We start from the raw sequence: 13,654 nt of genomic DNA, 5'->3' as shown, positions 1-13,654 counted from the left end.
GCCGCGCGACGACGCGTCGTCGCCCGTGATACCCACCGAACGCCCTGCGGCGCCCACCGCGTCCGCGGCCGGCGTCGCCGGCACCCACGCAGTGACAGGAAGGCTGCCATGAGTGATCCGTCCCGGCCCACCACGACCTCTGTGATCAGTGAGCTCGACCAGCTACCCGACCGAGACCGCGAGGAGACCGCCGAATGGCAGGCCTCCCTCGAGGCCGTCGTGCGGAACGCCGGGCCGGAGCGGGCGGCCTACCTGATGCGGCGGGTGCACGAGTTCGCCGCGGCGTCGGGGACGCCCCTGCCCGGGCTGCTGTCCACGGACTACATCAACACCATTCCGGCCGCCGCACAGCCGGAGTTCGACGGCGACCTGGAGATGGAGAACAGGATCACCGCGCTCAACCGGTGGAACGCCGCGGCCATGGTCACCCGGGGTTCCCGGCTCGGACTCGGCGGCCACATCTCCACCTACGCGTCGGCGGCCTGGCTCTACGAGATCGGGTTCAACCACTTCTTCCGGGGCAAGGACGGTGACGGCTCGGGCGACCAGCTGTTCCTCCAGGGGCACGCCTCCCCTGGCATCTACGCCCGGCTGTTCCTCGAAGGGCGGCTGAGCAGGGAGCAACTGGACGCCTTCCGGCGGGAGGCGGGCGGTCACGGCCTGCCGTCGTACCCGCACCCGCGGCGGCTGCCGTGGCTGTGGGAGTTTCCGACGGTGTCCATGGGGCTGGGCCCGCTCGGCGCCATCTACCAGGCCCGCTTCAACCGCTATCTGCAGGCTCGCGGCATCAAGGACACGTCCGCCTCGCGGGTGTGGGCGTTCCTGGGGGACGGGGAGACGGACGAGCCGGAGTCGATGGCCGCCCTGACCCTGGCCTCCCGCGAGGGCCTGGACAACCTGACGTTCGTCATCAACTGCAACCTCCAGCGCCTGGACGGGCCGGTGCGGTCCAACTCGAAGATCGTCCAGGAGCTCGAGGCGCGGTTCCGCGGCGCGGGCTGGAACGTGGTCAAGACCCTGTGGGGCGAGGCCTGGGACCCGCTGCTGGGACAGGACACCACCGGCGAGCTCGTACGGCGCCTGGGCGAGGTGCCCGACGCGCAGCTGCAGACGCTGGCCGCACGGGACGCGGCGTACATACGCAAGAACTTCTTCAGCGGTGACGCCCTGTCCGCCGTCTCCGCCGCCCTGAGCGACGCACAGGTGGTCGACCTGTTCGAGAACTCCCGCGGCGGACACGAGCCGTTGAAGGTGTACGCCGCCTACCGGGCCGCGGTGGAGCACCGGGGCGCGCCGACGGTGGTCCTCGCCCAGACGGTGAAGGGTCACACCCTGGGTTCGGCGTTCGAGTCCCGCAACGCCAACCACCAGATGAAGAAGCTCACGATGGAGCAGTTCCGCGAGATGCGTGACCTGTTGGGGCTTCCCATTCCCGACAGCGCGCTCGCCGGTGACCAGGTCCCGTTCTGGCACCCGGGGGAGAACTCACCGGAGGTGCGGTACCTGCGCGAGCGCCGGGCCGCGCTGGGTGGTCCCGCCCCTCTGCGCCGGGTGATCGCCAAGCCGCTGCCGGAGCCGCCCGCCAAGCCCTTCGAGGCATTGGAGAAAGGTTTCGGCCACCAGGAGGTCGCCACCACGATGGCGCTGGTCCGGCTGGTCAAGGACCTGATGCGCGACGAGCGGAGCGGGGCGCGCTGGGTGCCGATCATCCCCGACGAGGCCCGTACGTTCGGCATGGAGTCGATGTTCCCCACGGCCGGCATCTACTCGCCGCTGGGCCAGAACTACGATCCGGTCGACGCCGACCAGTTGCTCCACTACAAGGAGAGCACGACAGGCCAACTGCTCATCGAGGGCATCACGGAGGCCGGTTCCGTGGCCGAGTTCGCCGCCGCGGCGACCTCCTACGCCACGCACGGCGAGCCGATGATCCCGTTCTACATCTTCTACGCCATGTTCGGCTTCCAGCGCACCGGCGACCAGTTCTGGGCGCTCGGCGACCAGATGGGCCGCGGCTTCGTCGTCGGCGGCACCGCGGGGCGCACGACCATGACCGGCGAGGGACTGCAGCACGGGGACGGGCACTCGCACCTGCTGGCCGCCACCAATCCGGCGGCGATCGGTTACGACCCTGCTTTCGCCTACGAGATCGCGGTGATCGTCCGGGACGGTCTGCGCCGGATGTACGGCGAGCGGCCGGAAGACGTCTTCTACTACCTGACCGTGTACAACGAGCCGAAGCACCAGCCGGCCATGCCCGCGCTGCCGGGTATCGAGGAGGGCATCGTCCGGGGCATCTACCGGTACCGGCCCGCCGAACCCGCCGCGGCGGGACCCCGGCTCCAGTTGCTGTCTTCCGGTACGGCCGTCCACTGGGCGCTGCGAGCGCAGGAACTCCTCGCCTCCGACTGGAACGTACACGCCGACGTGTGGTCGGTGACGTCGTGGACGCAACTGCGCCGCGACGCGATGCGCGCCGACGACGCCCGGATGCGCGGTGAGGATCGCACTCCGTTCGTCACCCGGGCACTGGCCGGTGCGCCGGGGCCGGTGCTGGCCGTCAGCGACTGGATGCGGCAGGTGCCCGACCAGATCAGCCAGTGGATCGAGCAGGACTACTACTCCCTGGGCACCGACGGTTTCGGTCTGTCCGACACCCGCGAGGACGTGCGCCGCTACTTCCGCGTGGACGCCGAGTCGATCGTGGTCACCGCGCTGGACAGGCTGGCCCGGGCCGGGCAGATCCCCCTGGCGACCGTCGCGCAGGCCCGCGCCCGCTACGGCTGGGACCGGTGACCGGCGCGGAAGCGCGACCGACCCCCATGACGCAGGTCATTGACGACAGGACCGGAAGGCCGTTGCGCCCGGCCGGTCCGTGAGGAGCTGAACGACATCATGACGGTTACCGTGACCCTGCCGGCCCTCGGCGAGTCCGTCACCGAGGGCACCGTGACCCGCTGGCTGAAACAGATCGGCGAACACGTCGAGGCCGACGAACCCTTGCTGGAGGTCTCCACCGACAAGGTCGACACCGAGATCCCCTCCCCCGTGGCCGGCGTTCTGCTGAGCATTGCCGTCGCCGAGGACGAGACCGCCGAGGTCGGCGCCGAACTCGCCGTCATCGGTTCTGCGGACGCTGTCCCGGCAGCCCCGCCCGCGCCCCCGGCCGAGGCCCCTCAAGCCGCTCCGGCGCCGTCTGCCACCCCTGCGCCTGCGCCGGCGACGGTCACGCCGCCTCCTGCCGTACCCGTCGCCCCGTCGCCGGCCCCCGCATCCGAACCCACGGCGGCACCGCCGGTGCCGGCGCCGGTCGCGCCGGTGTCACCCGCGCCCGCTGTGCCGGCCACCCCGGCGGCGCAGGAGTCGGTGCTGCGCGGCCGGACGGTCCCGATGACCCGCATACGCCGAGCCATCGGGGACAACCTGAAAAAGGCCCTGCTGGAGCAGGCGCAACTGACCAGCACGGTCGAGGCCGACGTCACGCGGCTCATGCGGCTGCGAAACCGGGCGAAGGACGGTTTCCTCGCCCGCGAGGGCCTCAAGCTGTCCCCGATGCCGTTCTTCGTCAAGGCCGCGGCCCAGGCGTTGAAGGCGCATCCGGTCGTCAACGCCAGGATCAACGAGGGCGAGGGGACGATCACCTACTTCGACACCGAGAACGTCGGCATCGCGGTCGACACCGAGAACGGGCTGATGACCCCGGTGATCAAGGCCGCCGGCGACCTGACCGTCGCCGGGATCGCCCGGGCCGTCCACGACCTGGCCGACCGGGCCCGCCGTGGCCACCTCACCCCCGACGACGTGTCGGGCGCGACCTTCACGATCTCCAACACCGGTTCGCGCGGCTCCCTGTTCGACACCGTCATCGTGCCGCCGCGCCAGGCCGCGATCCTGGGCGTGGGCGCGACGGTCAGGAGGCCCGGGGTCGTGCGCAGCGCCGGCGAGGAGGTCATCGGCATCCGGGACCTGGTACACCTGTCCTTGTCGTACGACCACAGGCTGGTGGACGGGGCGGATGCGGCGCGCTACCTGACCACGGTCAGGGAGATTCTGGAGTCCGCGGCGTTCGGGGACGACCTGTACCCCGACGCCGGGACGTGAGGCGTGCCGGCGCCCTTGTGAAGCTGCTGATGAAAAGGCCGATGCGGAACATGATGTTCCGCATCGGCCTTTTCATCAGCAGCCCGGAACCCGGTCCGGGTGACCCGGAAGACGGCCGGTGATCACCGGCGCCCGGCGCGGTGGAAGCGACTCCGCCGGTGGCCGGGCAGACCGGCCGCCAGGTCACGTGCCTGGACCCAAGCGGTGACGGTGCCGCCCTCCTCGCTGCGGTGCACAGCGACGGGCACGTGGTACAGGAGGGCGTCCATCCGTTCGTCGCCGGCCAGGGCGAGGCCGTAGAGCGTCGCCCAACCGCCGCTGAGCGCGTGGTGGCCCAGGTGGTGCAGCAGGCGGGTACCCAGCCCCTGTCCCTGCCAGGAGTCCTCGACAAGAAGAGCGGCCTCGACGGCCGAGTGGTCCGGCATCAGATGGCCCACGGCGACGATGCGGCCGGTGGTGTCCCGTGCGGCCAGGTGGACCGAGCCGGGGCGGGCCAGCAGAGCGGGCAGATAGGTCTGAGGGTCGGCCATGGCCCGGTGGTAGCGGCTCCACAGGGTGTGCGAGGAGCAGCGACGGTGCATCGCCACGATGGGAGCGAGGTCGCCGGGGCCTATGGGAGTGATCCGCGGTTCGCGGGGCATGGGCTTGTCCTTGCGCGGCCGGCCCGGTGCGGGATGCGCACGGGCGGACCGGCGGTCGGGGGAACGGAGTTCGCGCATGTGGAAGCGTGGAACGCCCACGGGACCGACGTGGACCGAACGGTCCGGGTCAGTCCCGTGGGCCTTGCGCGGAAGGGTCAGCGCGCCGAGCGCGCGGCGTCCTCGATGACGTCGGTGACCTTGCCGGGCTGCGACACGCTCACCGCGTGGGAGGCTCGGACCTCCGTGGTGTGGGCACCGGCCCGCTCGGCCATGAACTCCTGAGCCTTCGGCGGGATGTTGAGGTCCTGCGTGGCGACCAGGTCCCAGGACGGGATGGTCTTCCAGGCGGGCTCCGCCGCACCCTCGGCCAGGGCGGCGTTGGTGACCGGTCGCTGGGTGACGGCCATCAGGTCGGTCTCGTCACGGGGCACGTCCGCCGCGAACTGGTGCCGGAACTTGTCGTTCTGAATGTAGAGGTCGGTGCCTTGAGAACCGTCGACGTTCGTGAACGGCACCGGGCGCAGCGTGTCGCCGAGGGTGCTGCCGGGGAACTTCCCCGACAGGTCGACCGCGCTCTCGCCCTTCTCCGGGAGGAAGGCGGCGAGGTAGACCAGCGCCTTGACGTTCTTGTTGCCGGTGGCGGCATTGCTGATGACCGAGCCGCCGTAGGAGTGACCGGCCAGGACGATGGGACCGTCGATGCCGGCCAGGACGTCCTTGAGGTAGGCGGAGTCCCCGCTCAGGGAACGCAGCGGGTTGGCGACCGCGACCACGGGATAACCGTCGTGCCGCAGTCTCTTGACGACGCCGTTCCAGCTCGTGGAGTCGGCGAAGGCGCCGTGGACCAGGACGACGGTGGGCTTGGGCTTCCGCGAGGGGGCGCCCTTGTCGGCGGAGGCCGGAGCGATCGTGGTGGCGAGCAGGCCCGCGGCGATGGTGGCGCCGGCCAGAACGGTGAGCGAGGTACGGGCCCGGCGTGTGCGGGAGGTACGGGTCATGTCGGATGCCTTTCGGACAGGTTGGGGGCAGCGGCTTGCGGAGGAGGAGCGGGCTGGTGCTGAGGTCGATGCCCCTGCGCGGCCCGCTGCCGCAGTGCGGGTGTGGATCCGCTGTGGCTGCGAGGACAGCTCCGAGGCTTCCGCTCGGAGGTCGGCGGTCGGGCCGGCGAGGCGGAGGCGCCGCGGCGAACAGCCCTGTGCGGCGGGCCGATTGGCCCGGCACTTCCTTGCGCCGCCTTTCACTCATATGACCGGAAACACGGCGGATGTGTGACACGTCGTGACGACAGGGCCTGGAGTGTGGGTCGGCGATCAGGAGTGGCGGTGGCCGCTGATCTCCCTGTACTCGGCCGCCGTGGGCTTGGGAACCTGCGTACCCGAGCCGTAGAGGGCATGGCTGAGCCTGACGCGCAGACGCTGGGCACGGTCGGGTGCGGTGCCGTCCGCGTCCCTCACGGGTGCGACCTCAAGGGGCCGGTACTGCGTGTGGGCGGTCAGGACGTGCAGTTGCTCCTGGGTGAGCGGCTCGTGCACCTCGACGTACTCGCCGTGCGGAAGCCGTTTGATGATGCCGCTCTCACGGCCGTGCAGCACCTTGTCGCGGTCCTGCCGTTGGAGACCCAGTGCCACACGTTTGGTGACGAAGAAGGCCAGGACCGGGACGACGAACAGGCCGATGCGCACGGTCCAGGTGACTGATTCGACGGAAACACGCAGATGAGTCGCTATCAGGTCGTTGGCGGCACCGACGAGAGCCACCGAGTAGACGCTGAGCCAGGCCACGCCCAGAGCGGTCCGCACCGGGCGGTTGCGGGGGCGGTCCAGCAGGTGCTGTTCGCGGTCGTCGTCCGTGACCCAGGACTCGATGAAGGGATAGGCGCCCATGGCGAGGAAGAGCAGCACGCCGATCAGCAGGGGCAGGAGGTTGTCCAGGGCCAGGGTGTGGCCCCAGAACGAGATCTCCCAGCCGGGCATGACGCGCAGGAAGCCGTCGGCGACGCCCATGTACCAGTCGGGCTGGGAACCGGCGGAGACCTGGTCGGGGCGGAAGGGCCCGTAGTTCCACACCGGATTGATCTGCGCGACGGCGGCCATGAAGAAGATCACGCCGGACACGAGGAAGAAGTAGCCGCCGGCCTTGACGGCGTACACCCGGAACGGGATGCCGACGACGTTGGTGTGGGTGCGGCCGGGCCCGGGGTACTGAGCGTGCCGTTGGCGTACGGCCAAGGCCAGGTGGCCGACGAGCAGGGCGACCATCAGTCCGGGGATGACCAGGACGTGGAGGGTGTTGAAACGGGCGATCAGATCCTCGCCGGGGAACTCGCCGCCGAAGAGGAAGAACGACACGTACGTCCCGACGACCGGGATCGAGAGGACCGTGCCGTTCACGACCTGCAGGCCGGTTCCGGACAGCAGGTCGTCGGGCAGGTCGTAGCCCGTCAGGCCCCCGAACATGGCCAGGATGAGCAGCAGGAATCCGAATACCCAGTTCAGCTCGCGTGGCTTGCGGAACGCGCCGGTGAAGAAGACTCGCAGCATGTGCACGAACACGGCGGCGACGAAGACCAGCGCCGCCCAGTGGTGGGCCTGTCGGACCAGGAGACCGCCGCGGACGTCGAAGGATATGTGCAGGGTCGAGTCGAACGCCTCCGACACCAGCCGGCCCCGCAGGGGGGCGTAGCTGCCCTGGTAGACCACGGGGCCGGAGGAGGGGTGGAAGTAGAAGCTCAGGTAGGCGCCGGTGAGCAGCAGGATGACGAAACTGTAGAGTGCGATCTCGCCGAGCATGAACGACCAGTGGTCGGGGAAGACCAGGCGCCGGGCGGAGTGGGCCGGACGGCGGTAGCCGAGCCGGCCCTCCGCCCACTGGGCGAGCCTCTCCCCCGTGCGCTCCTGCCCCGGCTCGGCCGGCCGGCTTTCGTTGCCCATCTCTTCACCATTCATTTCTGCATCACCCGAAGCTCGCTGCGTCTGATGGCGCCGCCGTCCCGGGCACTGCCGTGGGTCCGCGGCATTGGCGTGGCGCGCGTGCTCCCCGTCGCCGTGCGGCCGTGGCTGTCCGTGCCGTGTGGGTTCCCCGGCCCGTACACGGACCGGGGAACCCACACGCGGCGCCTCGGAGCCGACTCGTCCATGGCTGTGCTGTTCGGGCATGGTTCGTGAACTGCTGTCCCAGTCATGACCGGTGAGAGAGCCCGGATGTGACACGAGGAGCCGGGTGCCGCCGCGCTCCTCGATGTCCGTGGCCGAGCCCGCACGGGCCGGCACCCCGCCCGCCGCCATCGCTGTCACAGCCACTGCCCCGGTGCTGTCTTGCTGGATATGCACCCTGTCATAGCGAGAGCACCGACCTTCCGGCCGCAAACGGATTCCTACGCCGTCACCGCGGAGTTCTACGACATCCTCCAGGCCGAAGCGGACGAGAGACGGGTCCGTGACCTCTACAGTCGCGAAGTCGCGAAGGCCCGTGTCGGCGTCCTGGACATCGGTGCCGGTACCGGCCGGGTCACGCTGATGAGCCTGGCCGAGTCCCGAGCCGACGTGTATGCGGTCGAGCCCGCGCGGGCCATGCGCACGTCTCTGATGACCCGCCTCGCCGCCCTGCCCGCACGGGAGAGGGCGCGGGTGACAGTACATCCGCACGCCCTGGACGAGGCGGCTCTGTACGCGGTGGCGGACGTGGCCGTATGCCACAACACGGTCGCGTGCCTCTCGCCGAGCGCGCGGCACGCGCTCTGGCATGCCATCGCTGAGGCCCTCGTCCCCGGCGGTTCGCTGTTCTTGCAGCTCCCGCCTGCCCAGCTTCCGGCCCGGGCCATCCTGCGCGTCCTGCCCGAACAGCGGGTCGGCGAGCACACGTACGGCGGACGCATGGCGATGTCGACCGCCGGGAACCGCATCCACACACGCGCCGACTACTGGGTCCGCAGTACGGAAGGTGTGCTCCGGGAGCACACCGAGACGTTCTGGATGTGGCCCGCCTCGCGCGCCCAGGTGATCGACGACCTGGAACAGCACGGATTCGTCCCGCTGCCGGGACACGATGATCCGGCCGTCCTGGCGGTGACGCTCCGCTCTCCCTGGTGAGACGACGGATCACCCATCCGGTGCGCGCGAGGACGGCCGGGACCGCCGACGGCGGCCGCCGCGGCACGCTGACGCGGCGGTGTCACAACCCGTGTCGTCGCCCGGTCTCATGAATGACCGCACCACACGACGCGCTGTGTGCGCCGCACAACCTGAGACGGAAGTCATCATGTCGCCTGGTAACACCTTCGTGATCGTCGGAGGCGGCCTGGCCGCCGGCAAGGCCGCGGAAGAGCTGCGTGCGCACGGTCACGACGGCCCGCTCCTCCTCATCGGGGACGAGCGGGAGCGGCCGTACATTCGACCGCCGCTGTCCAAGGGCTATCTGCTGGGCAAGGAGGACCGCGAGTCGATCCACGTGCACCCCGAGGGCTGGTACCGGGAACACGGGGTCGATCTGCTTCTGGGCACGAGCGTGACGTCGGTCGACGGGCAGGCCAAGGAGGTGACGCTGGACGACGGTCGTCGCGTGCCCTACACCAAGCTGCTCCTGGCGACCGGTTCCTCACCACGCCGACTGTCGGTGCCGGGGGCGGACCTGGACAACGTGCTGTATCTGCGGCGCGTGGGCGACAGCGAGCGCCTCAGGTCCGCCTTCACCGAGGGTGCGCGGATCGTGGTGGTCGGCGGCGGTTGGATCGGTCTGGAGACGGCGGCCGCGGCCCGGACGGCCGGGGCGGAGGTGACCGTGCTCGAGCACGCCGAGCTGCCCCTGCTCAAGGTCCTGGGGCGGGAGGCGGCCGAGGTCTTCGCCGGCCTGCACCGGGACCACGGCGTCGACCTGCGTCCCCACGCCGGGATAGAACGCGTTACCGGAACCGGCGGCCGCGTGAACGGGGTCGTGCTCGCCGACGGCAGTCACCTGCCCGCGGACGCCGTGGTGGTGGGAGTGGGCATCACACCCAACGTCCGCCTCGCCGAGGACGCGGGCCTGGACGTGCGCAACGGCATCGTCACGGACGAGCACCTGCGGACCTCGGCGGCCGGCATCTACGCCGCCGGCGACGTCGCCAACGCCTACCACCCACGGCTCGGCCGGCACCTGCGCGTGGAGCACTGGGCCAACGCGCTGCACCAGCCGCGCACCGCCGCGCTGAGCATGCTGGGCAAGGACGCGGTCTACGACCGGCTGCCGTACTTCTACACCGACCAGTACGACCTCGGGATGGAGTACACCGGTTATGCCGAGCCGGGCGGCTACGACCGTGTCGTCTTCCGCGGGGCACCGGACGAGCGGCGGTTCATCGCCTTCTGGATGTCCGGGGGCCGGATCGTGGCGGGAATGAGCGTCAACGTGTGGGACGTCATCGACACGGTCCGTTCCCTGATCGAATCCGGCGTGGAGACGGACGACGCCGTCCTCGCCGATCCCGACGTCCCCCTGGAGAGCCTCCTTCCGCGCGTCTGAACCACTTCGGCGACACGGTCGGCTCCGAGGTGCCCGCGCGCATCGACTCGGGGCCCGCGCCGGCCGCCGCCCCACCACGCGACATCGACGAGAGCAGACACATGACCGACAGCCCCCCTCCGCCACTTCGCCCGATGCCTGACGACTGGCGCCGGGCACTCGCCGTGGTCGCCCATCCCGACGATCTCGAGTACGGATGCTCGGCCGCCGTGGCCTCCTGGGTGGCCGACGGCCGGCAGGTCACCTATCTTCTCGCCACCCGTGGTGAGGCCGGTATCGACGGCCTGGCCCCCGACCGCGCCCGGTCGCTGCGCGAGGCGGAGCAGCGTGCCGCCGCCGAGGCCGTGGGTGTTTCCACGGTGGAATTCCTCGACCACCAGGACGGTGTGATCGAGTACGGCGTGCCCCTGCGGCGCGCTATCGCCGCGGCCGTCCGCCGCCACCGGCCCGAGCTGGTGATCACGCTGAACCACCGGGACACCTGGGCCCATGGTGCCTGGAACACACCGGACCACGTGGCAGTGGGGCGCGCGGTGCTGGACGCGTCGGCGGACGCGGGCAACCGCTGGATCTTCCCGGAGCTCACCGCACAAGGCCTGCAACCCTGGAACGGCGTCCGGTGGGTGGCCGTCGCCAACTCGCCCGCACCGACTCACGCGGTGTCCGCCGAGCCGGGCTTCGAGCAGGGGGTGCTGTCCTTGCTGCGGCACCGCACCTACATCGAGGCATTGACCGAGGAGGACCCCGAGACGTATGCGCGCCGCTTCCTGGCCGACAGCACCAGCGCCCACGGCTCGCGGTTCGACGGCCGACGCGCCGTCGCCTTCGAGCTGTTCAGCCGGTGACCGAACGCGCCCAGATCTCACACGCCCCGCGGAACCTCGCTCACACGCACGAGACCGCGCCGAGGAAGGACCATCCATGACGTACGAGTCCCCCACCGTTCTGGACGCCGGACCGTCCGACGACGTCGACCCGGACGAGTTCGTCCGAGCGGCCATGCGCTGGCACTTCGACCCGGCGACAGGCTCCCGCTACTGGCTCGACCGGGCCGATCGGCTCGCCTTCGACCCGCGGGTGGACGTCGAGGGCGTGGACGACCTGATGCTCTTCCCCGACATGACCGACGAACTGCGGGACGTCCCGGTGGCCGACCTGATCCCCCGGGGCTACGGAAACGACGCCCGGCTGCTCAACGTCTTCGACAGCGGCGGAACGACCGGTGCGCCCAAGCGAGTCGTCCAGCTCGACGACTGGATGCGGCACAGCACGGAGCAGGTCGACAAGCGCCTCCGGGACCACGGCGTGCCCGTCGGAGCCCACTGGCTGACGGTGGCGCCGACGGGTCCTCATCTGGTGGGTGACGTGCTGCAGCGGGCCGCACGGTCCCTCGGCGGCCCGGGACTGAGCATCGACATGGACCCCCGCTGGGTGAAGAAGCTGGTCGCCGCCGGCCGGAGCGACGAGGTCGAGTCCTACACCGACCATCTCGTCGAGCAGTGCCGGCGGATCCTGCTGACCCAGGACATCGGGGTGCTCGCCGCCACCACCCCGCTGCTGGAGCGCTTCGCCCGCGAGGACGACCTTCTGGAGCGGATCAACGGCTCCGCCCAGGCGATCATCTGGGGTGGCACGCACATGGACCCCGACACCCGCCACCTGCTGGGCACGGAGGTGTTTCCCGACGTACCCCTCATCGGCATGTACGGCAACACCATGATGCTCACCGCGCTGCTCGAACGGACAGGTCTCAGGGCTTCGGAGCCCTGTGTGTTCGACCCTGTGTCGCCGTACGTGTTCCTGTCGGTCGTGGACCCCGACACCGGGGATGCGGTCGATGTCGGTGAACGGGGGCAGGTGATCGTCAGCCACGTCAGCAAGTCCATGCTCATCCCCAACAACGCGGAGCGGGACACGGCCGTGCGCATGCGGCCGGCCGACGGCCTGGCGGGTGACGCCGTCGCGGACGTCGCGCCGGTGCCCACCGTGAAGGGCGAGGCCGTGATCGAGGGCGTGTACTGATGACGGACACCGTGGTCAGCGGGCCGGTGTACCTGGACGCGCTGGGTCCCCGCGGTCCGTACCGGACGCGGGTGCCGAGCGCGGTGACGGATGTGTCCGGTACCGAGGTGGCACGGCTGAGCCTGGTGCCGCCGGTGTTCGTCGGCCGGGCGCTGGCCACGCTGCGCAAGGCCGAGGCGGTGCCGGCGGCCGGCCTCGACGCACTGCTGGAGGCGGCCGGTGAGGAGTTCGCCACCGGCACCGTCGGCGGACTGGACGTACGCGAGTACGAACACCTCGTCAGCCGTACCTCCGGTACTCCTCTGACGGTGGTGCGCGCCGCCACACGGGGCACGGCCCGATACGTCAGCCGGGCCCGTTCCTCCGCCGAACAGGGAAGACCACGCGGGGCGGTGTCCGACCGCCGCGACCCGTCCCTGGCGGCCGGCCACGCCGTCTGGGCCCGCCGGGGACACGTGTTCGCCGTCAACGCCTCCGGCAACCATCCCGGTGTCCACCGGCCGTGGCTCGAGGCACTGGCCCTGGGCTACCGCGTCGCCGTGCGTCCGTCGCGACGGGAACCTTTCACCCCGCACCGGCTGGTCGGAGCGCTGCACCGGGCAGGTGTCCGGCAGGACCAGCTGGTGTTGCTGCCCACGGACCACCGGACCGCCGACGCGCTGATCCGCGGGGCCGACCGCGCGGTCGTGTACGGCGGCGACGAGGTGGTCGCCCGGTACGCCCACGATCCGCGCGTGCTGCCCCAGGGGCCGGGCAGGACCAAGATCCTCATCACCGCGGACACCGACTGGCGGGAGCACCTCGACACGATCGCCGGCTCCGTCGCCGACGAGGGGGGCACCGCGTGCGTCAACGCCACCGCCGTCTTCGTCGAGGGTGACCCCGCGCCGCTCGCCGAGGCCGTCGCGGCCCGTCTGTCCCGGCTGCCCGTTCTGCCGCCGCAGGACGTGCGGGCAGTACTCCCGGTGTGTCCGCTGGACCGGGCAAGGGCCCTCGACTCCCACCTGCGGTCGGTGGCGGCGGGAACCCGTGCCTGGCTCGGTGGTGAGGGCATCGTCGGCGACCTCGGTGACGGAAGCGCCGTCCTGCGTCCCGCCGTCCACCAGGTCGCCGGCTGCAGCGCCGCGCAGCTGCGGACCGAACTCTCCTTCCCCTGCGTATGGGTGGCGCCCTGGAACCGCGCGGACGGAATCGCTCCGCTGCGGGACACACTCGTGCTCTCGGCGCTCACCCGTGACGACGCGTTGCTCGACACTCTGCTGGCCGAACCCACCATCGCCAATGTGTACGTCGGTGACCACCCGACCTACTGGATGGCTCCCGGCGTGCCCCACGACAGTTATCTGTCGGACTTCCTGATGCGCAGCAAGGCCCTGGTCGGCACCCCCTGACAG

10 protein-coding genes are annotated in these 13,654 nt (G+C 70.7%); 7 read left to right on the top strand and 3 right to left on the bottom strand.

Translation table 11 applies throughout. The features are described from left to right. Window positions 1–108: 108 nt before the first annotated feature. On the top strand, window positions 109–2,796 hold the full coding sequence (gene aceE, locus AB0L21_RS13085; RefSeq protein ID WP_365783914.1) for a pyruvate dehydrogenase (acetyl-transferring), homodimeric type: 2,688 nt from the start codon (window positions 109–111) through the stop codon (window positions 2,794–2,796). Window positions 2,797–2,895: 99 nt separating this feature from the next. Next, window positions 2,896–4,101 (top strand): 2-oxo acid dehydrogenase subunit E2, encoded by a 1,206-nt coding sequence (locus AB0L21_RS13080; protein ID WP_365783912.1) that lies wholly within the window; start codon window positions 2,896–2,898, stop codon window positions 4,099–4,101. Window positions 4,102–4,223: 122 nt separating this feature from the next. Here AB0L21_RS13080 and AB0L21_RS13075 read toward each other — a convergent pair whose 3' ends face one another. From AB0L21_RS13075 to AB0L21_RS13065, 3 genes are all read right to left on the bottom strand, one after another. Then, entirely contained in the window at window positions 4,224–4,742 is a 519-nt protein-coding gene (locus AB0L21_RS13075) for a GNAT family N-acetyltransferase (RefSeq protein WP_365709707.1), read from the bottom strand. Window positions 4,743–4,897: 155 nt separating this feature from the next. Beyond that, a complete protein-coding gene (locus AB0L21_RS13070; protein WP_365783910.1) occupies window positions 4,898–5,740 on the bottom strand; it encodes an alpha/beta hydrolase in 843 nt (280 codons plus the stop codon). Window positions 5,741–6,052: 312 nt separating this feature from the next. Next, on the bottom strand, window positions 6,053–7,672 hold the full coding sequence (locus AB0L21_RS13065; RefSeq protein WP_365783908.1) for a ubiquinol-cytochrome c reductase cytochrome b subunit: 1,620 nt from the start codon (window positions 7,670–7,672) through the stop codon (window positions 6,053–6,055). A gap of 393 nt (window positions 7,673–8,065) precedes the next feature. On the opposite strand from AB0L21_RS13065, the gene AB0L21_RS13060 reads away from it, so the two are divergent. The 5 genes from AB0L21_RS13060 to AB0L21_RS13040 all read left to right on the top strand — a co-directional run bounded on the left by AB0L21_RS13060 (window position 8,066) and on the right by AB0L21_RS13040 (window position 13,651). Further along, window positions 8,066–8,830, top strand: coding sequence for a class I SAM-dependent methyltransferase (locus AB0L21_RS13060; RefSeq protein WP_365709701.1), 765 nt, complete (start codon window positions 8,066–8,068; stop codon window positions 8,828–8,830). Between the two features lie 169 nt (window positions 8,831–8,999). After that, window positions 9,000–10,238: an FAD-dependent oxidoreductase gene (locus tag AB0L21_RS13055; RefSeq protein ID WP_365709699.1), complete on the top strand. Its 1,239-nt coding sequence runs from the start codon at window positions 9,000–9,002 to the stop codon at window positions 10,236–10,238. A gap of 101 nt (window positions 10,239–10,339) precedes the next feature. Beyond that, window positions 10,340–11,083: a PIG-L deacetylase family protein gene (locus AB0L21_RS13050; RefSeq protein WP_365709697.1), complete on the top strand. Its 744-nt coding sequence runs from the start codon at window positions 10,340–10,342 to the stop codon at window positions 11,081–11,083. Between the two features lie 76 nt (window positions 11,084–11,159). After that, window positions 11,160–12,260: a phenazine antibiotic biosynthesis protein gene (locus AB0L21_RS13045; RefSeq protein WP_365783906.1), complete on the top strand. Its 1,101-nt coding sequence runs from the start codon at window positions 11,160–11,162 to the stop codon at window positions 12,258–12,260. Then, window positions 12,260–13,651, top strand: coding sequence for an aldehyde dehydrogenase family protein (locus AB0L21_RS13040; RefSeq protein WP_365783903.1), 1,392 nt, complete (start codon window positions 12,260–12,262; stop codon window positions 13,649–13,651). Before AB0L21_RS13045 ends, AB0L21_RS13040 begins: the two co-directional genes overlap by 1 nt. Window positions 13,652–13,654: the final 3 nt, after the last annotated feature.

The sequence above is a fragment of the Streptomyces sp. NPDC052721 genome (assembly GCF_040678315.1).
In the GTDB taxonomy this organism is placed as follows: domain Bacteria; phylum Actinomycetota; class Actinomycetes; order Streptomycetales; family Streptomycetaceae; genus Streptomyces.
Note: the sequence above shows the minus strand (reverse complement) of the source record. Positions and strands in the feature narration are given on the sequence as shown.